General features: G+C 70.5%; 22 protein-coding genes. 13 read left to right on the forward strand and 9 right to left on the reverse strand.

Annotated features, from left to right (window positions below):
* Positions 1–477 precede the first annotated feature (477 nt).
* A complete protein-coding gene (locus U9R90_RS16820) occupies positions 478–1542 on the reverse strand; it encodes an AI-2E family transporter (RefSeq protein WP_411057263.1) in 1065 nt (354 codons plus the stop codon).
* Between the two features lie 148 nt (positions 1543–1690).
* On the opposite strand from U9R90_RS16820, the gene U9R90_RS16825 reads away from it, so the two are divergent.
* A complete protein-coding gene (locus U9R90_RS16825; protein WP_411057264.1) occupies positions 1691–2167 on the forward strand; it encodes an SseB family protein in 477 nt (158 codons plus the stop codon).
* Positions 2168–2409: 242 nt separating this feature from the next.
* Positions 2410–3363, forward strand: coding sequence for a pirin family protein (locus U9R90_RS16830; protein ID WP_411057265.1), 954 nt, complete (start codon positions 2410–2412; stop codon positions 3361–3363).
* A gap of 25 nt (positions 3364–3388) precedes the next feature.
* Here the strand turns inward: U9R90_RS16830 and U9R90_RS16835 are convergent, their stop codons facing one another.
* A complete protein-coding gene (locus U9R90_RS16835; protein ID WP_411057266.1) occupies positions 3389–6187 on the reverse strand; it encodes a heavy metal translocating P-type ATPase in 2799 nt (932 codons plus the stop codon).
* Positions 6188–6430: 243 nt separating this feature from the next.
* On the opposite strand from U9R90_RS16835, the gene U9R90_RS16840 reads away from it, so the two are divergent.
* From U9R90_RS16840 to U9R90_RS16855, 4 genes are all read left to right on the forward strand, one after another.
* Positions 6431–6727: an SHOCT domain-containing protein gene (locus tag U9R90_RS16840; RefSeq protein WP_411057763.1), complete on the forward strand. Its 297-nt coding sequence runs from the start codon at positions 6431–6433 to the stop codon at positions 6725–6727.
* A gap of 146 nt (positions 6728–6873) precedes the next feature.
* Positions 6874–7701, forward strand: coding sequence for a universal stress protein (locus U9R90_RS16845; RefSeq protein ID WP_411057267.1), 828 nt, complete (start codon positions 6874–6876; stop codon positions 7699–7701).
* Positions 7702–7981: 280 nt separating this feature from the next.
* A complete protein-coding gene (locus U9R90_RS16850; RefSeq protein WP_411057268.1) occupies positions 7982–9808 on the forward strand; it encodes an acyl-CoA dehydrogenase in 1827 nt (608 codons plus the stop codon).
* 144 nt (positions 9809–9952) lie between these two features.
* Positions 9953–11251, forward strand: a complete 1299-nt coding sequence (locus tag U9R90_RS16855) for a M18 family aminopeptidase (RefSeq protein ID WP_411057269.1) — start codon at positions 9953–9955, stop codon at positions 11249–11251.
* 59 nt (positions 11252–11310) lie between these two features.
* Here U9R90_RS16855 and U9R90_RS16860 read toward each other — a convergent pair whose 3' ends face one another.
* Complete coding sequence (locus U9R90_RS16860) at positions 11311–11919, reverse strand: Uma2 family endonuclease (RefSeq protein WP_411057764.1); 609 nt, start codon at positions 11917–11919, stop codon at positions 11311–11313.
* A 728-nt stretch (positions 11920–12647) separates the two neighbouring features.
* Here U9R90_RS16860 and U9R90_RS16865 point away from each other — a divergent pair.
* The 3 genes from U9R90_RS16865 (at position 12648) to U9R90_RS16875 (ending at position 14055) form a co-directional block, all read left to right on the forward strand.
* Positions 12648–13499 (forward strand): helix-turn-helix domain-containing protein, encoded by an 852-nt coding sequence (locus tag U9R90_RS16865; protein ID WP_411057270.1) that lies wholly within the window; start codon positions 12648–12650, stop codon positions 13497–13499.
* 9 nt (positions 13500–13508) lie between these two features.
* A complete protein-coding gene (locus tag U9R90_RS16870; RefSeq protein ID WP_411057271.1) occupies positions 13509–13706 on the forward strand; it encodes a DUF397 domain-containing protein in 198 nt (65 codons plus the stop codon).
* Positions 13707–13800: 94 nt separating this feature from the next.
* Entirely contained in the window at positions 13801–14055 is a 255-nt protein-coding gene (locus U9R90_RS16875) for a hypothetical protein (RefSeq protein ID WP_411057272.1), read from the forward strand.
* A 9-nt stretch (positions 14056–14064) separates the two neighbouring features.
* Here U9R90_RS16875 and U9R90_RS16880 read toward each other — a convergent pair whose 3' ends face one another.
* Both U9R90_RS16880 and U9R90_RS16885 read right to left on the reverse strand, forming a co-directional pair.
* On the reverse strand, positions 14065–14481 hold the full coding sequence (locus tag U9R90_RS16880) for a cytidine deaminase family protein (protein ID WP_411057273.1): 417 nt from the start codon (positions 14479–14481) through the stop codon (positions 14065–14067).
* Between the two features lie 21 nt (positions 14482–14502).
* Positions 14503–16302, reverse strand: a complete 1800-nt coding sequence (locus U9R90_RS16885; RefSeq protein WP_411057274.1) for an NHL domain-containing thioredoxin family protein — start codon at positions 16300–16302, stop codon at positions 14503–14505.
* Positions 16303–16358: 56 nt separating this feature from the next.
* Here U9R90_RS16885 and U9R90_RS16890 point away from each other — a divergent pair, with 56 nt between their 5' ends.
* Positions 16359–16853, forward strand: a complete 495-nt coding sequence (locus tag U9R90_RS16890) for an LURP-one-related/scramblase family protein (RefSeq protein ID WP_411057275.1) — start codon at positions 16359–16361, stop codon at positions 16851–16853.
* Positions 16854–16870: 17 nt separating this feature from the next.
* On the opposite strand, the gene U9R90_RS16895 is transcribed toward U9R90_RS16890, so the two are convergent.
* On the reverse strand, positions 16871–17680 hold the full coding sequence (locus U9R90_RS16895) for a carbon-nitrogen family hydrolase (RefSeq protein ID WP_411057276.1): 810 nt from the start codon (positions 17678–17680) through the stop codon (positions 16871–16873).
* Positions 17681–17877: 197 nt separating this feature from the next.
* On the opposite strand from U9R90_RS16895, the gene U9R90_RS16900 reads away from it, so the two are divergent.
* Positions 17878–18702 (forward strand): maleylpyruvate isomerase family mycothiol-dependent enzyme, encoded by an 825-nt coding sequence (locus U9R90_RS16900; RefSeq protein ID WP_411057277.1) that lies wholly within the window; start codon positions 17878–17880, stop codon positions 18700–18702.
* Here the strand turns inward: U9R90_RS16900 and U9R90_RS16905 are convergent.
* A complete protein-coding gene (locus U9R90_RS16905; protein ID WP_411057278.1) occupies positions 18638–19672 on the reverse strand; it encodes an ArsR/SmtB family transcription factor in 1035 nt (344 codons plus the stop codon). The genes U9R90_RS16900 and U9R90_RS16905 overlap by 65 nt on opposite strands.
* A gap of 300 nt (positions 19673–19972) precedes the next feature.
* On the opposite strand from U9R90_RS16905, the gene U9R90_RS16910 reads away from it, so the two are divergent.
* Together U9R90_RS16910 and U9R90_RS16915 are read left to right on the forward strand one after the other, a co-directional pair.
* Positions 19973–20944, forward strand: a complete 972-nt coding sequence (locus U9R90_RS16910) for a hypothetical protein (RefSeq protein WP_411057279.1) — start codon at positions 19973–19975, stop codon at positions 20942–20944.
* A 139-nt stretch (positions 20945–21083) separates the two neighbouring features.
* A complete protein-coding gene (locus U9R90_RS16915) occupies positions 21084–21485 on the forward strand; it encodes a peptidase inhibitor family I36 protein (RefSeq protein WP_411057280.1) in 402 nt (133 codons plus the stop codon).
* A 222-nt stretch (positions 21486–21707) separates the two neighbouring features.
* On the opposite strand, the gene U9R90_RS16920 is transcribed toward U9R90_RS16915, so the two are convergent.
* Both U9R90_RS16920 and U9R90_RS16925 read right to left on the reverse strand, forming a co-directional pair.
* Positions 21708–23030 (reverse strand): MFS transporter, encoded by a 1323-nt coding sequence (locus U9R90_RS16920; RefSeq protein ID WP_411057281.1) that lies wholly within the window; start codon positions 23028–23030, stop codon positions 21708–21710.
* Entirely contained in the window at positions 23027–23710 is a 684-nt protein-coding gene (locus U9R90_RS16925) for a GntR family transcriptional regulator (protein ID WP_411057282.1), read from the reverse strand. Before U9R90_RS16925 ends, U9R90_RS16920 begins: the two co-directional genes overlap by 4 nt.
* Positions 23711–23763: the final 53 nt, after the last annotated feature.

Here is a 23763-nt window from a genome sequence, read left to right on the forward strand (position 1 = left end):
CCGCCCCGACCCCTGCGGCCGGTTGCGCGCCTTGCGGCCGGTGGGGCGGGCTCGCCCCCACCGGGCACCCTCTGGTCGGCTTCGCGTCTGCGGGGCCCCACCAACTCGCAGGCGCCAGGTGGCGGAAGCGAGCCGATGGGTGGGCGGGGACAGCCCACCGGGGCGCAGGCGCGATGGAGTCGAGAAAGTATGTGCGCGGGTGGGCGGGGACAGCCCCACCGGCCGGTAGTCGCGGAACCGGCGTGAGGGGGCGTGGTGGGGGGTGCGCGCGGACCGCCCAACCTTGACCCCACCACCGGGCTCGCTATACCGCTACCGGGTCACCTCGCGCGGCGGGAGCACGTGCCCCCCAGCGCGCCCCCGCCCCACAACGAAACAGAACGCACCCCCACGCCACGGAGCACCGTGAACACAAGCCCGAGGGGCACCCTCACCCCCGACACCCCGCACCGTGAACGCAAAAACAACAGGCGCACACTACGCCGCACCCCCTCCATAGCGCGCCCGAAGTTCCGAGAGCACCCCGAACGCCGCCGCCGTCACCGGCACCGCAAGCAGCATCCCGAGCACCCCCGCCACCGAAGCCCCCGCGGTGATCGCGAGGAGCACCACCGCGGGGTGCATCTGGACCGTACGGCTCTGGATCATCGGCTGGAGCACGTTGCCCTCCAGGACCTGCACCGCGAGGACCACCCCGAGCGCCCACAGCGCGATCACGAACCCCCGGTCCGCGAGTGCCACCAGTACGGCCACCGCCCCCGAGATGAACGCCCCGAGGTAGGGGATGTACGCGCCGACGAAGACCAGCGCGCCGAGCCCGAGCGCACCCGGCACCCGCAGGAGCAGCAGCCCCACGGTGATGAACGTCGCGTCGATGAGCGCGATGATGGTCGTCCCGCGCATAAAGCCCTCGACGGCCTCGAAGGCCCGCCGCCCCATGGCCTCCACGGTGTCGCCGGTGTCCCTGGGCGCGAGGGCCCGCAGGGACGCGACGGCGCGGTCGGAGTCGCGGAGGAAGAAGAAGATGAGCAGCAGCGCGAGTACGGCCATCGCGATCATCTCGCCGACCACGCTGATCCCGCTGATCACCCCGGACGCGGCGGTGCCGCCGAACTCGGCGAGCAGACCCTTGGCGTTGGAGGCCAGGTCGTCGAGCGAGGTCCCGGCGGCGCCGAAGTGCTCGGCGAGGGAGACCGCGGCGTCCTTGAGCGAGGCGATGATCTCGTCCCCGGTGTCGATCAGCGCGCTGACCACGATGTAGACGGCGCCGCCGACGAAGGCGAGTACGGCGGCGCAGGTCAGCCCGGCGGCGGCCGAGCGGTTCACCCGGAGCGCGACCAGCCTGCGGTACAGCGGCCCGAGCAGCGCGGCCCCGAGTACCGCGAGCAGTACGGGCGTGACCACCGCACGGAAGGCGACGCACAGCCAGACCGCGACCGCGGCGACTCCGGTGACCAGCAGGACGACCCAGCACCAGGCGGCGAGGCGACGAGCTCCGGTGGGGATGAGCGGCGCCTGCGGGGGTGGCTCGGGCGAGGGCACATCCCCACCCGATCACGCCCCCGGCATCCCGTCCCGCTGATCGCGCCCGCCCGGGTGAGCGGGATCGTTCGGGCGGGCCGGGAGGATCGCGTACGAGGAGCGGGGGGATCGCCCACGAGAGGCCGCGACACTCAGTACTCTTGCGGGTATGTACGGCTACGACCAGAACGCGGGCGCCCAGCAGCAGTACGCGCCACCGCAGCCACCGCCGCAGCAGCAGATGCCCGGCGGGTACGGCCAGCAGCCGCCCCTCTACCCCGAGCCGTCGCCCCCGTCACTCGCGGACGCCGTACGCGCCTTCACGACCGGCTCGTTGGCCCCGGAGGACTTCCAGCAGACCTTCGCCACCTCGAAGGTCTACTGCCCGCGCGGCGACAACCCCGGCTTCCTCGCCCTGCACAACACCCAGCAGCCGGTGATCCCGATGTTCACCTCGCTCAAGGAGCTGCGCCGGTACGCGGGCAAGGAGTCCAAGTACTTCGTGATCACCGGCGCCGAGGTGATCGACCTGCTGCCCACCGGGTACGGCTTCGTCCTCGACATGGAGGGCGAGCACCGGATGGTCTTCGACGCGAAGGCCGTGGAGCAGATGGTCGACTTCGCGATGCGTCGTATGTACGGCTAGAGCCTCAGGTGCCGCTTAGGTAGCCAAGACGGACGCACTCGTGCCCGGGAGGGAATGCCCTCCCGGGCACTTTGCGTTCCCCTGGCAGGAAGTTCGAGATTCAACTAAACTCGAACCACAAGGAGGTATCGACCATGCCTGCAGTGACCGTCGAGAACCCGCTGACCCTGCCCGCCGCGCGTGCCTGACCTGAATCGCCCGGCTGAACCGCGCCCCCGCCCGAACCTTCTGAAGGAGTCGTCATGCCCGCCGTGACGGTAGAGAACCCGCTCGTCCTCCCCCGCGTCTCCGCCCCCGTCGGCGCCCAGTCGCGCCGCGTCCTGCACGTGGCCACCGCTCCCAGCGGCTTCGAAGGCGAGGGCTTCCCCGTGCGCCGCGCGTTCGCGGGCATCAACTACCAGCACCTCGACCCGTTCATCATGATGGACCAGATGGGCGAGGTGGACTACGCGCCCGGGGACCCGAAGGGGACCCCCTGGCATCCACACCGTGGCTTCGAGACGGTCACCTACATCATCGACGGCACCTTCATCCACCAGGACTCCCACGGCGGTGGCGGAACCATCACCAATGGCGACACCCAGTGGATGACGGCCGGCTCCGGCCTGCTCCACATCGAGACGCCGCCCGAGGAGCTGGTCATCTCCGGCGGCCTCTTCCACGGCCTGCAGCTGTGGGTGAACCTCCCCGCCAAGGACAAGATGACCGACCCCCGCTACCAGGACATCCGCGGCGGCAGCGTCAAGCTGCTGACGTCGGGCGACGGTGGCGCACTGCTTCGCATCATCGCGGGTGAACTGGACGGCCACGACGGCCCTGGCGTCACCCACACCCCGATCACGATGATCCACGCCTCGGTGAACCCGGGCGCCGAGATCACGCTGCCCTGGCGGACGGACTTCAACGCCCTCGCCTACGGGCTCGCTGGTGAAGGCTTCGCCGGCGCCGAGCGGCGGCCCTTCGGCATGGGGCAGTCGGTCGTCTTCGGCGACGGTGACTCGGTGACCATCCGGGCCGCGGGGAGCCAGGACTCGCGTAGCGAGAACTTCGAGGTGGTGCTGCTGGGTGGTCTGCCGATCCGCGAACCGATGGCACACTACGGGCCGTTCGTGATGAACAGTCACGCCGAACTGGCCCAGGCGTTCGACGACTTCCAGGCGGGGCGCCTGGGGACGATTCCCGCTGACGCCGCCTGACCTCGACGGATTCGCGCCTGCTCGGTCAGCTTTCGTCTACGCGGTGGTGCCCGTCGCTGTGTTCCGTCGTTGGCGCGCTGTAGCGGGCGGGCTCTGCGTCGTAGGCGGCCGCGCAGTGGGCGGAGCAGAAGTAGACGGTTCCGCCCGCGGTGTCGCGGTGTTCCGGTGCGGTGGCGGGGTCGACCGGCATACCGCACACGGGGTCGGTCGTGGTGGCCGCGCGCGCTTCTGGTGCGGAGCTCGTCGCGGTCTCCACCCGTGGGCGTACGGCGTCCGGCGTTGCGGCGTCCGGCGTTGCGGCGTCCGGCAGTGGCGTGGGGTGCCAGCGGCGGAGCCGGGAGGCGTTGGTGACCACCGACAGGGAGGACAGGGCCATGGCCGCGGCGGCGATGATCGGGCTGAGCCGGATGCCCCACAGGGGGTAGAGGGCGCCGGCCGCGATGGGGATGCCGACGGCGTTGTAGACGAGGGCGAAGAACAGGTTCTGCTTGATGTTGCGCATGGTCGCGCGCGACAGCCGGATCGCGGTGACCACACCGGACAGCGAGCCGGAGATGAGGGTGGTGTCGGCGGCCTGGATGGCCACGTCGGTGCCGGTGCCGATCGCCAGGCCCACGTCTGCCTGGGCGAGAGCGGGGGCGTCGTTGATGCCGTCTCCGACCATGCCGACCGTGTGACCCTCGCCCTGGAGGCGGCGGATCTCGTCGGCCTTGTGCTCGGGCAGGACCTCGGCCAGGACCCGCCGTACGCCGACCTGTTCGGCGATGGCAGCGGCGGTGCGGGCGTTGTCGCCGGTGAGGATCACCGTCTCGATGCCGAGGCGGTGCAGTGCGGCGATGGCCTGGGCGGAGTCGTCCTTGACGGTGTCGGCGACCGCCAGGACCCCGGCGGGGCGTCCGTCGACGGCGGCCAGGATGTGGGTCTTGCCCTGGGTGGAGAACTCCTCGGCCCGTGCGATGAGCCCCGTGGTGTCGATGCCGACGTCCGTGAGCAGTCGCGCCGTGCCGACGAGCAGGTCCCTGCCGTCCACGGTGGCCCGTACGCCCTTGCCGGTGACGGAGTCGAAGGCAGATGCGCGGGGCACGGTCAGGTCGCGTTCGCGGGCGCCTTCGTTGATGGCGGTGGCGAGCGGGTGTTCGCTGTCGGCCTCGGCGGCGGCCACGAGGGCCAGTAGTGCGTCCTCGGTGAAGCCGTCCGCGGGCTGGATGTCGGTGAGGACCGGCTTGCCCTCGGTGACGGTGCCCGTCTTGTCGAAGACGACGGTGTCCAGCTTGTGCGCGGTCTCCAGGGCCTCGGCGGAGCGGATGAGGATCCCGGCCTGGGCGCCCTTGCCGGTGCCGACCATCACCGACAGCGGTGTGGCCAGGCCCAGCGCGCACGGGCAGGCGATGATCAGCACGGCCACCCCGGAGACCAGAGCCAGCGTCAGGGCGGGGGACGGGCCGACGGTGTACCAGAGGACGAAGGTCGCGACGGCGACGCCGATGACGGCGGGCACGAAGTACGCGGAGATCGCGTCGGCGAGCCGCTGGATGGGCGCCTTGGACGCCTGGGCCTGCTGCACGAGGCGGATGATCTGCGCCAGCATGGTGTCCGCGCCGACCTTCGCCGCGCGTACCCGCAGGGAGCCGGTGGTGTTGACGGTGGCGCCGATGACGGTGTCGCCGACGTGCTTGGTGACCGGTATCGGCTCACCAGTGACCATCGACTCGTCCACCGCGGACGACCCGGACAGGACCTCGGCGTCGACGGGGATCTTCTCGCCGGGCCGGATGACGATCTCGTCGCCCACCACGACCTCGTCCACCGGGATCTCGGCCTCGTTCCCGTCCCGTATCACCCGGGCGGTACGTGCCTGCAGCCCCAGCAGGGCCCGGATGGCCTCACCGGTGCCGGCCTTGGCGCGGGCTTCGAGCAGCCGGCCGAGGAGGATCAGGGTGAGGATGACGCCGACGGCCTCGAAGTAGACCTCGCGGACGTCCTCCGGCAGCAGCGACGGGGCGAGGGTCACCAGCAGGCTGTAGCCGTACGCCGCCGAGGTGCCCAGGGTGATCAGGGAGTTCATGTCGGCCCCGCGGTGGCGCAGGGTCAGCCAGCCGATGCGGTGGATCGGCCACCCCGTGTAGAACATGACCGGCGTGACCAGGGCCAGTTGGAGCCAGTGGTTGAGCATCCAGCCCGGTACCCAGTCGGCGCCGAAGAGTTCGTGGGCCATGACCGCGAACACCACCGGCAGCGTCAGCACCGCGCCGGTGGCGACCCGGCGGCTCAGGTCGGCGATCTCGGCACGGCGCTCGGCGACCTCCGCCGCCTCGGCGTCGGCGGCAGGCGTCGGCTCGCCATGGCCACCGTGTGGCTCGCCATGGCCACCGTGCGCCGCCTCGTCCTCGGTGGTGGCAGCACGGTCCTTCTCGGCGGCCGCACCACCCCCGGAGTCTTCGCCCGGATCGACCGGATCGACCACGAGCGTGCCGTGGATCATGTTCATCCCGCACGCGAACCCGTACGAACCCGCCCGCTCCGGCCGCAACCGCACGGTGGTGCGCTGGTACGCGGGCAGTCCGGCGCTGACCCGCAGGTCGGGGAAGACGACCCGGTTGGTGCACTCGCCGGATTCCTGCCGGTCGAAGACCAGCTCCACCGGCACGCCCTGGCGCACCCGGATCACATCGGGGCTGTAACCGCCCCGCACGCTCACCTCCACGCGCTGCACCCCGCCCTCCAGACGGGCGGTGCGGGCGCGGCGCGGACCGAAGAAGAACCAGCCCAGCACGGCGACGAGCACAACGGCCAGGGCCACCACGACGATGTCGGAGGTATCCATGACAGACCTTCTCTCTGTCGTGCTCTCTGTCGTGCCTTCTGGCGTGCCCTCTGTCGCGCTGTCCGGCTGCCTCCCCAGACTGACCGAGATACCCCCAGAGGGTAAGGGTCCAATGGCCCGGCGTGCTGGCCCCATCGGCCCACGACGCGCTGCCGTACGGAGGCGAGGGTGAGGGTGAGGCATTGGGAAAACGCGGGCATCAGGCCCCGTTTCCCACAGCCCGCGAGGAAGCGGGTGACCGTGATGTTCTGGTACGACCACAATCTCAGCGGATGGGGCTGGTTCGCCATGTCGGCCAGCATGATCCTCTTCTGGGGTGTGATCATCACCCTCGGCGTCCTGTTCGTCCGCGCCCTGACCCGGACGAGCAACACCGGGACGACGGCCGACACCCCGTCGGCCCACACCCCGTCGACCGACCCCGAGGAGCTGCTCGCCGAACGCTTCGCCCGCGGCGAGATCGACGAGGACGAGTACCACCGCCGCCTGACCGTCCTGCGCGGACGTACCGGCGACGGCCCACGGCTCAGTAAGAGCTGACCGCAGATCCCGAAAGGGCTGATCACCACGGCCTGCGAGACCCCGCACGCCGTCGGCATCGCGAAGCGCCATCGCTCGTCTGGCGCGACGGCCGCACCGGTGGTCTGCTGAGGAGAGACAAGCGTGCCGGAAAGGCGGTGGCGACAATGCAGCTCCCCTTGGTCGTGGGGATCGATGGCTCCGAGTCCGGGTTCGAGGCACTGGACTGGGCGGCGGACGAGGCGGCTCGCCATGGACGGGGACTGCGGGCGGTGTTCGCCACCTCCCAGGAGCGATACGACGTGGTCGCGCGCGAGAAGACCCTCGGGGAGCCGGAGCCGGAGGAGTCGGCCCGCAGCGCCCTGGCCGACGCCGAGCGACGGGTGGCCCGGCGCCAGCCGGACGTCAAGGTGTCGCTCGACGTACTGCCCGAGGAACCGGTGCCGGCGCTTCTCCAGGCGGGCCACGAGGCATTCGCGCTGGTGGTCGGCTGCCGTGGCCGCGGGCCGCTGAAGCGGATGCTGCTGGGGTCGGTGAGCCTGGCGGTGGCCGGGCGCGCGCCGTGCCCGACGGTGGTGGTACGGGGAGACGAGCAGCAGCGGAACGGGCGGTTCGAGCGCATCGTCCTCGGAGTGGACGGCACGGAACAGGGAGCCGAAGCGGTGCGGTTCGCCTTCCGCGAGGCCGAGAGCCGCGGTTGCGAGCTGCGCGCCGTGCACGCCTGGCAGCACGCGCCCGACGGCCGGCAGGCCGCTGAGCGACTGCTCGCCGACGCGCTCGCGCCGGCCGTGGCCGAGCACCCGAAGGTGCGGCTGCGCCAGGAGGCGGTCGAGGCCCCGGAGCGGTCGCTGCTGCTGCGCGAGGCCGAGACGGCCGATCTGCTGGTGGTGGGCTCCCACCGCCGGACCACGCCGGTGGGCCTGCATCTGGGGCTGGTCAGCCACGCCCTGCTGCATCACGCCCCGTGCCCGGTCGCGGTGATCCCGCAGACCTGAGAGGCAGCGAGCTCTCCAGAGCCGAGAGGCGGCGAGCTCCCCGCCGTGCACGGACACGCACCCCGATATGTGACGCACCGTACTCGACCGGGCGCTGAGCGCCGTTCGACCGGTCCTCGCCAGCCTCATCTCGCCCCCGCCCCCACCCGGCCGGGGGCGAGACCGGTCACAGATGGCCGGTAGGGGTTGATTCTTATTACCGACGGGTAGCATCATCGTAGCTACCTGCTGGTAAGCATTACGAGGACCCTGCCTCCCGATCTCATACGGAGCCGTTGCCATGGGGCACTACAAGTCGAATCTCCGGGACATCGAGTTCAACCTCTTCGAGGTGCTCGGGCGCGACAAGCTGTACGGCACCGGCCCGTTCGCGGAGATGGACGTCGAGACCGCCAAGACCATTCTCGAAGAGCTCTGCAAGCTCGCCGAGAACGACCTCGCCGAGTCCTTCACCGACGCCGACCGCAACCCGCCGGTGTTCGACCCGGAGACCAACACCGCGCCGGTCCCGGCGAGCTTCAAGAAGAGCTACAAGGCCTTCATGGACTCCGAGTACTGGCGCCTCGGCCTGCCCGAGGAGATCGGCGGCACCACTGCCCCGCCGTCCCTCATCTGGTCGTACGCGGAGCTGATCCTGGGCGCCAACCCGGCGATCTGGATGTACTCCTCGGGCCCCGCGTTCGCGCGCATCCTCTTCGAGGAGGGCACCGAGAAGCAGAAGGAGATCGCGAAGATCGCGGTCGAGAAGCAGTGGGGCTCCACCATGGTGCTCACCGAGCCGGACGCCGGCTCGGACGTCGGCGCCGGCCGCGCCAAGGCCGTGCAGCAGGACGACGGCTCCTGGCACATCGAGGGCGTGAAGCGCTTCATCACCTCCGGTGAGCACGACATGGAGGAGAACATCCTCCACTACGTTCTCGCCCGCCCCGAGGGCCACGGCCCCGGCACCAAGGGCCTGTCCCTGTTCCTGGTCCCGAAGTTCCACTTCGACTGGGAGACCGGCGAGCTGGGCGAGCGCAACGGCGTCTACGCCACCAACGTCGAGCACAAGATGGGCCTCAAGGCCTCCAACACGTGCGAGATGACCTTCGGCGACCAGCACCCCGCCAAGGGCTGGCTGATCGGCGACAAGCACGACGGCATCCGCCAGATGTTCCGCATCATCGAGTTCGCTCGCATGATGGTCGGTACGAAGGCCATCTCGACCCTCTCCACCGGCTACCTGAACGCCCTTGAGTACGCCAAGGAGCGCGTCCAGGGCCCCGACCTGGCGCAGTTCATGGACAAGACCGCGCCCAAGGTCACCATCACGCACCACCCGGACGTGCGCCGCTCGCTGATGACGCAGAAGGCGTACGCCGAGGGCATGCGCGCCCTCGTCATGTACACCGCCTCCGTCCAGGACGAGATCGCCGTCAAGGAGGCCGCGGGCGAGGACGCCAAGGCGCTGGAGGCCATGAACGACCTCCTGCTCCCGATCGTCAAGGGCTACGGCTCCGAGAAGGCCTACGAGCAGCTCGCGCAGTCGCTGCAGACCTTCGGCGGCTCCGGCTACCTGCAGGAGTACCCGGTCGAGCAGTACATCCGGGACGCCAAGATCGACACCCTCTACGAGGGCACCACCGCCATCCAGGGCCAGGACTACTTCTTCCGGAAGATCGTCCGCAACCAGGGCGCGGCGCTGAACCAGCTCGCCGAGGAGATCAAGAAGTTCCTCGCGGTCAACACCGGTGGCGAGGACCTGGCCGAGGCCCGCGAGACGCTCGCCAAGGCGGCCGTCGACCTGGAGGCGATCGTCGGCGCGATGCTGACCGACCTCGCCGCCACCGAGAAGGACGTCAAGTCCATCTACAAGGTCGGTCTGAACACCACCCGCCTGCTGCTCGCCTCGGGTGACGTGGTCGTCGCCTACCTGCTGCTGCGCGGCGCCGCTGTCGCGGCCGAGAAGCTGGAGACCGCCTCCACGAAGGACAAGGCGTTCTACACCGGCAAGATCGCCGCGGCGAAGTTCTTCGCCGCCAACATCCTGCCGGGCGTGGCCGTCCAGCGCTCGCTCGCCGAGGGCGTCGAGCTCGACCTGATGGAGCTCGACGAGGCCGCCTTCTAAGGTCCGCTCCGTACCTCCCAACGGCCCGCTCCCGCACCGGGGGCGGGCCGTTGTGCGCAGCGTCACACCCGGCGCGCCAGCGACCCGAAAATCGCCGAAAGATCGCCGAGGAACGGACCTCCATCCCTCGTTAAGGTGAACCCCATGAGCACTCCAGCCGCCCGCTTCGACCGCGGCCACACCGACGACCTGATCCCCTTCCTGGCGTCGAGTCCGTCGCCGTACCACGCCGTGGCCAACGCCGCCGAGCGCTTGGAGAAGGTGGGCTTCCAGCAGGTCGAGGAAACCTCCGCGTGGGAGGGGACCAGCGGCGGCAAGTACGTGCTGCGCGGCGGCGCGATCATCGCCTGGTACGTCCCGGAGGGCGCGGCCGCCCACACCCCCTTCCGTATCGTCGGCGCCCACACCGACTCCCCGAACCTGCGGGTCAAGCCCCTCCCCGACACGGGCAGCGCGGGCTGGCGCCAGGTGGCCGTGGAGATCTACGGCGGACCGCTGCTCAACTCCTGGCTGGACCGCGACCTCGGCCTGGCCGGACGCCTCACCCTGCGCGACGGCTCGACCCGCCTGGTCAACGTCGACCGCGCGCTCCTCCGAGTCCCCCAACTCGCCATCCACCTGGATCGCACCGTGAGCTCGGACGGCCTCAAGCTCGACAAGCAGCGCCACCTCCAGCCCATCTGGGGCCTCGGCGACTCCCGCGAGGGCGACCTGATCCGCTTCCTGGAGGAGGAGTACGACCTCCCGACCGGCGAGGTCGCCGGCTGGGACCTGATGACGCACTCCATCGAGCCGCCCGCCTACCTGGGCCGCGACAAGGAGCTGCTGGCGGGCCCCCGCATGGACAACCTCCTGTCGGTACACGCCGGTACGGCGGCCCTGGCGGCGGTGGCGACGGACGGCGGCGACCTGCCGTATATCCCCGTCCTCGCCGCCTTCGACCACGAGGAGAACGGCTCCCAGTCCGACACCGGCGCGGACGGCCCGCTGCTCGGCTCGGTCCTGGAGCGTTCGGTGTTCGCCCGCGGCGGCTCGTACGAGGACAAGGCCCGAGCCTTCGCGGGGACGGTCTGCCTCTCCTCCGACACCGGCCACGCGGTGCACCCCAACTACACGGAGCGCCACGACCCGACGCACCACCCCCGCGCGGACGGCGGCCCGATCCTCAAGGTGAACGTCAACAACCGCTACGCGACGGACGGTTCGGGCCGTGCGGTGTTCGCGTCGGCGTGCGAGAAGGCCGGAGTCCCCTTCCAGTCCTTCGTCTCCAACAACGCGATGCCCTGCGGCACGACGATCGGCCCGATCACCGCGGCCCGCCACGGCATCAAGACGGTGGACGTCGGCGTCGCGATCCTGTCCATGCACAGCGCCCGCGAACTGTGCGGCGCGGCGGACCCGTACCTGCTGGCGAACGCGCTGGCGGCGTTCCTGGAGGGCTGACCCGAGCCCGATGAGGCCCTGGAGCCGACCGCGCGTCGCCATCGCGTCGGCTCCGGGCCTCAGCCAGCCGCCCAGTCCTTGAGCGGCTCGGTGTCCAGCTCCATGCCGACCGGATCAGGCAGCGAGACGGACTTCCCGAACGGCACGGTGGCCACCATCTCGTACCGCTGCCCGTCGGGCTGTGAGTGGACCTTGACCTCGTGCAGTTCGCGGTCGATCAGCAGGTACACGGGGATCTCGGACTCGGCGTACGCACGCGGCTTGTCGACCCGGTCGCGCTGGTTGGTGTCGGAGTCCCGGGACGTCACCTCGACGACCATCAGTACGTCGTCGGTGACGGCCCACTCGCCCTGGCCGACGAACGCGTCGATGGGGACCAGGGAGCCGTCAGGACGGGCGTTGCCCTTGCGGTACGTCTCGACCCGCAGCCCCTGCTCGGGGTAGAGCCACCAGCCCGCGTTGGCCTGAATGCACAGGCGGGACAGCCACGCGATGATCCGTCCGTGATCGCCGTCCGGCACGGCCTTGACCCCCATCTTTCCGTTGACGAACTCCAGCCGCAGCGACTCGTCGATCCGTATGGCCTGGCGGGCCAGCTCCTCGAAGGACTCCTGGTTCAGCACCGGGGACGGCTCCTCAACGACGCTCACGACGGCCTCCTGCCTGATCGGGGACGTCTTCCTACGGTACGTCGCCCGGGTTGCGCCCGGCAGCGGCGCTACGCCGCGCACAGTTCGCACCACACGTACTTCCCGGTGTCCCCGCTCGACGTCAGCGGGTGCCAGCCCCAGCCGTCCGCGCAGGTACGCACCAGGGCCAGCCCCCGGCCCTGCTCGGCGTCCGGGGCGAGGGCCAGGGCGAGCGGGGGCGCGGGCCAGGGCGAGCGGGGGCGCGGGCGGGTTGGGGTCGGCGTCCCACGCGCAGATCCGCAGCGTGCCGCCCGTCCTGTGCACGCTCAGCGCAGCCGGTCCCTTGGTGTGCCGTACGGCGTTGCCGATCAGCTCGGTGGCGAGGAGTTCGGCCAGTTCGGTGAGGTGGGCGAGGCCGTGCGCGGTCAGGACCAGGCGCAGGGTGTGACGGCAGACCGTCACCGCGATCGGGTCGTGCGGGATGTAGAGGGTGTATTCCCAGGGTTCGTCGTGCTCGTCGTCGGTTTTCGGCATGGCGGAACTCCGAGTGGTGGAAGGTTGGAGGGAGTTCGCGGCGGTCGGCGGGCGGTGGCAGTTTCACGGCCGTCACGGCACGACGGCGTGGTGCGCTTCCGGGGTCCCGGTCTCGCAGCGTTTGCGACGCGTCACTGACGGTAGACCTCTACATTTAGGTCCCGCAAGCCGTTCCCGTAATCTGGTACCCGAACGGGTCGCCCACGCACGCAAGTTGGACCGAGGAGCTAGACATGGCCACCAGAAGCCATCCCACGGCTCGGCAGCTTCGCCTCGGCGCCGAGCTGCGCAAACTCCGCGAGGCCGCAGGCTTGACGGCGCGCGAGACGGCCGCCCTCCTCGGCGTGAACTCAACCCAGATGACGCACATCGAGACCGGCCTGTCCGGCGTGAGCGAGGTCCGCCTACGCCGCTTGGCGGCCCACTACGCCTGTACGGACGAGGCGTTGATCAACGGCCTGGTCGCTATGGCCACTGATCGGACGCGGGGCTGGTGGGAGGAGTACCGAGGGGTGCTCCCCGCTCCCTTCCTCGACCTCTCCGAGCTGGATCACCATGCGACGTTCCGGCAAGACGTAGCAGTGATCCATGTACCGGGACTCCTACAGACCGAGCCTTACGCCCGAGCCCTCTTCTCGTACATGGCACCCGAACTTCCCCCAAGCGAACTGGACCCGCGCGTGAACCACCGGATGCGGCGTCGCGGGGTCATCGAGCAGCCGAATCCCATCGAGTACAAGGCCGTGATCCACGAGGCAGCGCTCCGCATCAGAGTGAACAGTCGCTCGGAGTCCAGGGCCCAACTCACCCGAATCCTGGAGCTGTCCGAGATGGACCACATGACCGTGCGGGTCATCCCCTTCGACCTGGACAACTTCGCAGGAGCCGGAAGCGCTATGGCTTACGTGGGCGGAGCCGTGCCCCAACTGGACACCGTGGTGCGCGACGCCCCGCACGGAACAGGCTTCATTGATGCCGAGGCCCAACTGAACCATTTTCGAACACTATTCCGTAAGGTGGAGGCAGCGTCGCTAGACCCCGAGCAGTCTCGCGACATCATCCACCGGATGGCAAAGGAACTGTGAGGCACAGCCATGACCACCCCAGCCACATGGCAGAAGTCATCCTTCTCTGGCGGCGGCGAAGGCAATGACTGTGTGGAGCTGGCCGCTACCGAAGGCGGCATCCGCCTCCGCGAGAGCGACACCCCGGCCTCGGAACTGGCCACCACCCCAACCCCCCTCACCCACCTCCTCCACACCCTCAAGTCCCGCAACCTCACCGGACACTGAGCCGCCCGCGCCTGAACGCTTCTGCTGTCCCCGAAAGAGTGATCGCGCCGAAAAGGGCACGCCCACCCTCGGTCAACTGACCTAGCTTCACCACATGATCAACGGTGTGAACCCGGAACTCCGGGAAAAGGTATCGGGACTTGCTGCTGCATCCGCGCTCTCCGTCGCCCTGGGGCTCTCCGTGGAGGAGGCGCAAGCCGAGTTCCACAGACAGCTGACGGAGCTCGGCCAAGGCGACTCGCTCAGTCCCGAGGACATCGCGTTCCTGCGCGGCACGGTGGAAAGGTGCATCCCGGACCACGCGGAAGGGCGGGCGGCGGGATACGCCGAGGGCACCTCGCCCAACTAGTGCCGCGTATTACTCGGCGTCGAGCTGGTGGTCAGCCCAGACGTAGCTCTCGGGGAGCAACTCGGTGATAAGGACCGTCCGAGCGCGGCGGTCGTCTCCGCCGACGATGACCTTGAGGGCGGGGAAGTAGTCGAGAAGGACCTGGCGGCATCGGCCGCACGGGGGAACAACCCCGCGGTCGCGGTCGCCCACAGCGACGACCGTGTCCAGCTCGTAGATGCCTTGGGCGGCTGCCGCGCCGATGAGGACCAGCTCCGCGCAGGGGCCTCCGGTGAAGTGGTAGGCGTTCACCGCGCTGACGATCTGGCCGTCCCGGGCGCGGGCCGCGGCCGCCATGGTGTGGTTGTCGCCCCGGCAACGAGTGCGCGCGACGTGCGCCGCGGCCTGGATGAGTTCGTGGTCGACGTGGTGGGTCCGCGTGGTCATCGTCTCCGCCTTCGTAGGGTGTCAGGCGACGTTGACGTCGAGGCCCGCCAGAACCAGCGCCAACCGGGCGTCGCCACCCGCCGTGAGGCGAACCGGCACCCCCCAGTCCTGCTGATGGACATGGCACGCCGGGTACTCGTTCGACGGGTCGTCGTCGCAGGACGCCGCCATCGCCGAGACATGCAGGACGCCCTCCGGCACCGCCGGGTTCAGCTCCAGGGAGCGGGACAGGTCCGTGCCCGCGCCCTCGCCTGACGCCAGCAGCTCCGGTGGCGTGGACGACACCAGCAGGCGGGTCGACGGGCCGTAGCGGGTGTCCAGCTTCTGGCCCGCCGGGGCCTGGAAGACCACGTCCAGCCGCAGCGCGCCCGGCGCGACCTCCGTCGCCGCGCGCTGGGTGCGGTGGGCGACCGCCTCGACGCGTACCGCGTCCTCCGGGAGGCGCAGTCGGGTCAGCCGGTGGCGGGCGGACTCGACGACCACGATGTCGCCATCCACCAGGACCGCGTCCGACGGCTCCCGCAGATCCGTCGCCAGCGTGGTGACCTCGCCGCTCGCCGGGTCGTAACGGCGCAGCGCGTGGTTGTACGTGTCGCTGACCGCGACCGAGCCGTCGGGGAGTGCCGTGACGCCCAACGGGTGCTGGAGCAGGGCCTGTTCGGCCTCGCCGTCGCGGTGGCCGAAGTCGAAGAGGCCGGTTCCGACCGCCGTGTGGACCACCCGCTCGCGGTCGATCCAGCGCAGGGCCGACGTCTCCGAGTCGGCGATCCACAAGCGGTCGGCGGTGGCCGCGAGCCCCGACGGCTGGGCGAACCACGCCTCGGCGGCCGGTCCGTCGACCAGGCCCTCGTTCGTCGTACCGGCCGCGACCTCGACCGTCCCCGCCTCCGGGTCGTACGTCCACAGCTGGTGGACGCCCGCCATCGCGATCCACACCAGGCCGTCGAAGTACGCCACGTCCCAGGGGGAGGACAGGTCGACCTCCAGGGCCGGTCCGGACGTCGGCGAGCCCTGCCACCACTGGCGGCCGGTGCCCGCGATCGTCTCCACATCGCCCGTGGCCGGGTCGTACGTCCGCAGCGCGTGGTTCACGGTGTCGGCGACCACCACCCGGCCGTCCGGGAGCAGGGCCAGGCCCTGCGGCTCGCTGAAGGATTCGGGGCTGAAGCCGCGCTCGCCGGTGCCCACGCGGCGCAGTACCGTCTCGCCGTCCGCCGCCAGCTCCACCAGCTGGTGGCGGGTCGAGTCCGAGACCAGGAAGGTGCCCGAGGGGAGTACGACCGCCTTGCCCGGGAAGCGCAGGTCGGTCGCCTCCGGCTCCGGCGGTACGTACGGGCCGTCGCCGCGCCGCAGCGTGCCCTTCGCCGCGTGCTCGGTCTCCAGCTCATCGACCAGCTTCTCGATGGCGTGCGCATGACCCTCGCCCGCGTGCTGGGCGACGACGTACCCCTCGGGGTCGATGACGACCAGCGTGGGCCAGGCCCGTACCGCGTACTGCTTCCAGGTGGCAAGCTCGGGGTCATCGAGCACGGGGTGGTGGACCTCGTACCGCTCGACGGCGTCCACGACGGCCTGGTGCTCGGCCTCGTGCACGAACTTGGGCGAGTGGACCCCGATGATCACCACGGTGTCGCGGTGCTTCTCCTCCAGCTCGCGGAGCTCATCGAGGACATGCAGGCAGTTAACGCAACAGAACGTCCAGAAATCGACGATAACGACGCGGCCGCGGAGCTTCTCAAGGCTCAGCTCCTCGCCGCCTGTGTTGATCCATCCGCCCTTGCCAACCAGCTCGGGGGCCCGGACACGTGCACGCTTAGCCATAGCCCAAGCCAACCACATGGCTCGAACCACACCGCACGAAGGAGGACGCGGCACCCATGAGGTACCTCGTACGCGACCGGGTCTTCGGCATCGGAGACGACTACTGGATCGAGGACGAGCAGGGTCGCAAGGCCTTCCTCGTCGACGGCAAGGCGATGCGGCTACGCGAGACCTTCGAGCTGAAGGACCCGCAGGGGCAAGTCCTGATCGATATCCGGAAGAAGCTGATCAGCCTGCGCGACACGATGGTCATCGAGCGCGGTGACGAGCCCCTGGCCACCGTGAAACGCAAACGCTTCTCGCTGCTGCGCAACCACTTTCGGGTGGCCTTGGAGGACGGCAGCGAGCTGGATGTGAGCGGCAAGATCCTCGACCGCGAGTTCGCCATCGAGTACGACGGCGAGCTGCTGGCCGAGATCTCGCGCCGCTGGCTGCGCATCCGGGAGACGTACGGCGTCAATGTCGTACGCGAGGACGCCGACCCGGCGCTGCTGATCGCCGTGGCGGTGTGCGTGATCCGGCTGGCCGAGCGGGAGCGGGAGGGCGACTGACCACCACCGGCAGCGGGTCAGCGGGTCGGTGTCTCCAGGCCCAGTACCCGGTCCCTCAGTACGGGGAACTGCTTCCGCGTCGTCGCGACCTTCGCCGGGTCGATGTCGACCGTCAGCACCTCATCGCCCGGGCCCGCCTCGGCGAGCACCTCGCCCCACGGGTCCACGACGATGCTGTGGCCCGCCTGCTCGACGCCCGCGTGGGTCCCTGCCGTGCCGCAGGCCAGGACGTACGCCTGGTTCTCCACGGCACGTGCCTGCGCGAGCAGCGTCCAGTGCGCGCGGCGGCGCTCCGGCCAGCCCGCGGGCACCACCAGGAGCTCGGCGCCCGCGTCGACGAGGGTGCGGAACAGTTCGGGGAAGCGCAGGTCGTAGCAGGTGGCGAGGCCGAGTGTCGTGTCCGGGAGTGAGACTGTGACCGGCTTGGTGCCCGCGCCCATCAGCACGGCCTCGCCCTGGTCGAAGCCGAAGCGGTGGATCTTGCGGTAGGTGGCGGCGAGTTCGCCGTCCGGTGCGAAGACGAGTGAGGTGTTGTAGAGGGCGCCGTCCTCGCTGCCGTCCGGTTCGCCGCGCTCCACGAACGAGCCCGCGTGCAGCCAGACCCCCGCGTCCCGCGCCGCCTTGCTCATCGCCTCATGCGTCGGACCCCGCAGCGGCTCCGCCTCGGCGGCGAACGACTCGTACGCCCACGCGCCCGTCGTCCACAGCTCGGGCAGCACCACAAGGTCGGCCGCCGACTGCTCGCGGATCAGCGAAGCGACCCGTTCCCGACGGGAATCGACCGCTTCGTCAGGGCTTACGTCGATCTGGATGAGCGAGGCGCGCACACTACCACCGTCCTGGCATTCGAGCTGTCATCACGGCCTACGATCGTCACACGAAAGCACTGCCGGTGGACCGCGGGGCAGCGTAACTTAGGCCACGAGCCTCCCACGCCGCCTGGTTGTCCGGCCGCTGATCCGCCAGCGTCCGCCAGTGTCAACGAACCGCCCGCGTCAACGAACCGCCCGAGGGGTCCCGTCCTGTGAGTCTCCATCCCAGCCTGCAAACCTACGCCGATGCCTGGACCCATTCCGTAGAGGCGATATCCGAGCTGGTGCAGCCCCTCGCCGAGGGCGAGTGGAACTGGGCGACCCCCTGTCCCGGCTGGTCCGTACGCGACATCGTCTCCCATGTCATCGGCCTCGACTGCGAGATGCTGGGCGACCCGCGGCCCATCCACACCCTGCCGCGCGACCTCTACCACGTCACCAACGAGCTCCAGCGGTACATGGAGGTCCAGGTCGACGTACGCCGTCACCACACCGCGCCGGAGATGACCGCGGAGCTGGAGTACACCATCATCCGGCGCTCGCGGCAGCTGCGGAACGAGAGCCGGGACCCGTCGGCCAAGGTGCGCGGCCCGCTGGGCACGGAGGAGTCGCTCGAAGAGGCCACCCGGAAGCGGGCGTTCGATGTGTGGGTCCACGAGCAGGACCTGCGTACGACGCTGGGCAAGCCGGGGAACCTGGACTCGCCCGGCGCCCTGGTCACCCGGGACATGCTGATCCAGGCGCTGCCGATCGTGGTCGCCAAGCGGGCCAAGGCGCCCGCCAATTCGGCCGTGGTCTTCGACGTGAGCGGCCCGGTGGAGTTCCTGCGCACGGTGCGGGTGAACGACGAGGGGCGGGGCTCGGTCGACGGCTCGCCCTCGCTGGGGCCCGCGGCGACGCTCAGCCTGGACTGGGACACGTACTTCCGGCTGGCCTGCGGCCGGGTGAAGCCCGCCGCGGTCGCGGACCGGATCAAGACCGAGGGGGACTCGGCACTGGCGGAGGCCATCGTGCGGAACTTCGCGGTGTCGCCATAAGACCAGCGCCGCGGTGAGCCGTACCGTCCTCCAGCAGTGCGCCGCCCAGCGGCGTCAGGGTGTGCAGCACGGAACCGCCCTGCCGCTGTGTCAGCGTCAGCCCGCCCTCGCGTAACGCACCGGCATGCTCGCTCGCGGACGCCGGTGAGATGCCGGCCCTGCGGGCGAGTTCGCCCGTGGTGCACCCGCCGTCGATGCAGCGGAGCACTTCGGCCCGCGTCCGGCCCAGCAGTCGGCCGAGACCGTCGGCCCGCCGGGGTGCGGCAGGCAGGTGCCGCACCGGGTACACCAGCACCGGCCGCAGCAGATCGTCGAACAGGGTCACCGGATAGCGCCAGCAGAAGAAGGAGGGCACCAGCAGCAGTCCACGCCCGCCCAGATGTACCTCCCGGTCGGTGGGATAGCTGGCTTCCAGCACCGGTGACGACCACCGCAGCACCGGACGCAGCCCGTCCAGCAGCCCTTCCGCCCCGCCGTTCAGCAGCGACCTGGTGCGCAGCGCGCGGTCGGCGTCGATGTGCGCCCGGATGTGCCGCCAGTGCGGGGCGACGGCGACGCGGTGGTAGTCGTGCAGCGTGGTCACCAAGCGGTCGAGCAGCTCCAGGCTGCCCTCGGCCAGCGGCCGTCCCCACGACGGCAGGCGCTGTTCGGCGTCCACCAACCGGAGTTCGTCCAGCAGTCGCTGCCTCGGGGTCGAGCGGATCGCCTCGGTCCCGTCCTGCCAGCCCCGCTGCCCCTGCAGCGGGGTGATGAAGTCCGGGAAGTACCCGCGCACCGGCACCAGTGCGTTCAGCATGCGCACGCGGCACCGCAGGCGGGAGCGGGTGTGCGCCCGCCAGGCGTCGAAGGCGACCCGGCCCCGCCGGTCCCGCAGCCGGTGAAAACTGAGCACGGTCTCCCACAGCGGGTCCGGCTGCTGGGCCAGCCGCAGACGTGCGAGATCCTGCCCCGTGAAGTGAATGCGCAGCACTGCGCCACCCCCGAATCGCCCCGTTCAGGACGCGTCCCGTCGGCGTCCTGCGGACACGTCCCGTCGGGCGTCCTGCCGGACACGTCCCGTCGGGCGTCCTGCCGGACACGTCCCGCCGGGCGTCCTGCCGGACACGTCCCGCCGGGCGTCCTTCCCCCTGGACGCCCGGCTCCCAGTGTGCACAGCCGCCCAGGCCCCCTGCCACGCGGATTCGGCCATGCCCGACAGGCTTCGCCCCGCCCGGCAGCGGAGGACGAAGCTGTACGCAGTCGCGCAGCGGAAGCGGCCGAGGGGGGCACAGTGCGCAGGACACGACGCATATGGCGGGCCATGGCGGGCCTCGGCCTGTGTACGGCCACGGTCGCCGGGTGCACGCTCGGCGCGGCGAGTCCGCAGAACGGCCCGGACGACGGTCCGCGGCAGGTCCGTGAGTTGACCGAGCGAGAGAAGGACCTGCTCAGCCATGCGGAGGCACTGCTGACCGGAGCGTGCATGCGGGAGCGGGGATTCCGGTATGTGGTGCTCCCGCCCAGCACGTATCCGGACTCGGTGCGCGACTTCCCGTACGGGATCGACGACGTCGCCTGGGCGCGGCGGCACGGCTTCGGCAGCCAGTTGCGGCGCACGGTGCAACGGCAGGCGGCCAGGGACCCCAACCCGCGCTATCTGCGGAGCCTGTCGGAGAAGCGCGGCCAGGCCTACATGGACGCGCTCGCCGAGAAGAAGTCGGCGCGGGTCTCGGTGGAGCTGCCCGGCGGCTACACGGTCAGCGGCAGCACCAAGGGGTGTGCGCCCGAGGCCCAGCGTGCCCTCTACCGGGACTTCGAGGGCTGGTTCCGCAGCTCCACGGCGGTGGACAGCCTGGCGTCCGAGTACCAGGCTAAGGTCACCGGGCACCGGGACTACCGCGCCGCGCTGGACCGCTGGTCAGACTGTATGTCCGACCGCGGCTACCGGGTCGCCCATCCCGGCAGGCTGCGCGAGACGGAGGCCGCGGAGACCGAGCGGGAGCCGACCGCCAAGGAGCCGACGGCCAAGGAGCCGACGGCCAAGGAGCCGACGGCCAAGGAGCTGGCCCGCGAGAAGAAGGCCGCGACCGCCGAGGCCCGGTGCGCCCGGCAGTCCGGGCTGGCCGACACGGCGCACCAGCTGGAGAAGCGCTACAAGGCCGAGGTCCGCGCGGCCCGGAAGAAGCAGATACGCCAGCACCTCACCCTCGCTCACGAGGCGCTGCCCCGTGCCCGCGAGGTGATCAAGCAGCGGGCGGACTGAGCCCCCGCCACCCAAGCCGCCGCGGAGCACCGCATGACGCCTGCCCCGCGGTCGACCGGTGAACACCGGGAACCACCGGGAACCAGTGGAAACCACCGGGAACCGCACCGTGAAGCACTGCCAACGGGAGGAAACACCTATGCGCAAGGTAATCGCAGGACTCGCGGTCTTCGCCGCATCCGCCAGCTTCGCCCTGGTCAACGCGGCCCCGGCCGCCGCCGCTCCGTCGTGTCCCAAGGGTTCCGTCTGTGTCTGGGACGGCACCAACTTCCGCGGCGGGCGCTACTCGTGGTCCGGCAACGACTCCAACTGGCACAACAACTACTGGAACAACGGCAGCGGCAAGGTCGCCAACGACGACTCGTCCTGGTACAACAACGGCTACGCGCAGACCGATTACGACCATGTCCGCGTCTACGACTACAACAGCTACTCCGGGCGCATGACGCTCTGTCTGCACTACGGCCCGGGCACCGAGGTCTCCTCCAACAGCGGCGCCAACAACGACGGTCAGTCGCACCGCTGGGGCGGTGAGTGCTGACCGAGGCCGCAGGTCGGCGCCGAGGAACACGACGCCGCGCGCCACGCTGAGCGCCGGAACGGGGGCGGCACCTGTACGCGGGTGCCGCCCCCTCGCGTCCGCCGCACCGGGCTGCTCTGCCCGGACCCGGACCTGGAGCTGGACCTGGAGCTGGAGCTGGACCCGGACCCGGACCTGGAGCTGGAGCTGGAGCTGGACCCGGACCCGGACCTGGAGCTGGAGCTAAGCCGGGACGTGCACGGTCTCGACCCGACTCGCCACCAGGCGCTCCCGCTCCCGGAGCGCGGCCCGCCGCCGCAGCCGCAGGATCTGGGTGATGCCGAGCGCCTGGAGGGCGAAGACCGAGGAGAACGCGATCCGGTAGTTGTCGCCGGTCGCGTCCAGGAGCAGGCCGATGGCGAGGAGCGTCGTCATCGAGGCGGTGAAACCGCCCATGTTGACGATGCCCGAGGCCGTGCCCTGCCGCTCGGGCGGATTGGCGGGACGCGCGAAGTCGAAGCCGATCATCGAGGCCGGGCCGCAGGTCCCGAGCGTCACGCACAGCGCGACGAGCAGCCACATCGGGGCGGTGTCCGCCGGGTAACCGATGGTGGCCGCCCACACCAGCGCGGTCACCCCGACCGTGCCGACCGCGAGCGGGGTCCGCGCCGCGTGGTGCCGGGCGATGATCTGCCCGTACACGAGGCCGATGGTCATGCTGGACAGCACGGTGAGCGTGAGCAGTTCACCCGCGGCGGTACGGGAAAGACCCTGGGCCTGCACCAGGAACGGCATCCCCCACAGCAGCGTGAACACCATCATCGGGAACTGCGTGGTGAAGTGCACCCACAGCCCCACCCTGGTCCCGGGCTCCCGCCAGGCGTCCGCGATCTGACGGCGTACGAAGGCCACCCCGCGCTCCTGCGCCGACGCGGGCGGCGGTGTGTGCCGCCCGCCCGGGTGGTCCTTGAGGAACAGCAGCGTCAGTACGAGGACGAGCAGACCCGCCGCCGAGCTGCCGACGAACGCCGCCGTCCAGCCGACCTCGTGCAGCAGCCGGGACAGGACCAGGGTCGAGACGAGATTGCCGCCCATCCCGATCAGCCCGGCCAACTGTGCGACCAGCGGCCCGCGCCGGGCCGGGAACCAGCGGTTGCCGAGCCGCAGCACGCTGATGAACGTCATCGCGTCGCCACAGCCGAGCAGCGCGCGGGACGCCAGCGCCATGCCGTACGAGGGGGAGAGGGCGAAGCCGAGCTGCCCGGCCGTGAACAGGACGATGCCGATGGTCAGCACCCGCTTGGTGCCGAGCCGGTCGACCAGCAGGCCGACGGGTATCTGCATGCCCGCGTAGACCAGCAGCTGGAGTATCGAGAAGGTGGACAGCGCCGAGGCGTTGACCTGGAAGCGGTCGGCGGCGTCCAGGCCGGCGACACCGAGCGAGGTCCGGAAGATGACGGCGACGAAGTAGACCGAGACGCCGATCGACCAGACGGCGATGGCGCGTCGGCCGCCGGGTGGGTCGCCGGGCCCTGCCGCGGCCGGTGGCGCCGATGGTGCGCTCACCGGGCCTCACCCCGGACCAGCACCTTGACCCAGCTCAGGTGGTCGCGCACCCGGGCGGCCGCCAGCTCCACGTCCCCCGCCTTGATCGCTTCGAGGATCTCGGTGTGCTCCACGATGTTCTTGGTGACCCGGTCCGGGTGGGCGTGCATCATGGCGACGCCCATCCGCAGCTGCCGGTCGCGCATCTGGTCGTACAGGCGGGACAGGATCTCGTTGCCGCCGTTGCGGACGATCTCCGCGTGGAAGCAGCGGTCGGTGACGGCGACCGCGGCCAGGTCGCCGGTCCCGGCCTGGCGCCGCTGCTCGGCGACCAGCTCTTCGAGGCGGGTGAGCAGTGCGGCGGGCGCGGGGACGGCCTTACGGGCCGCGAACTCCTCGACCAGCAGCCGGGTTTCCACCACGTCGGCGATCTCCTGCGCGGAGACGGCGAGGACCAGGGCGCCCTTCTTCGGGTAGAGCCTGAGCAGCCCCTCGACCTCCAGCTTGAGCAGTGCCTCGCGCACGGGCGTACGGGAGACCCCCACCGCGTCGGCCAGCTCCCCCTCGGTGAGCAGCGTGCCGCCCTCGTAACGGCGGTCCAGTACGCCCTGCTTGACGTGCTGGTACACGCGGTCGGCGGCGGGCGGCTGCCTCACGGAAGCGGAAGCGGCAGGGGAAGCGGAGGCGGGGGCGAGCGGCATGCGCACAGCTTAGATACAAGATGGGTGCGACAGAAGCGCCGTCCGGGATACGG

The sequence above is a fragment of the Streptomyces sp. E11-3 genome (assembly GCF_046540415.1).
Lineage (GTDB): Bacteria > Actinomycetota > Actinomycetes > Streptomycetales > Streptomycetaceae > Streptomyces.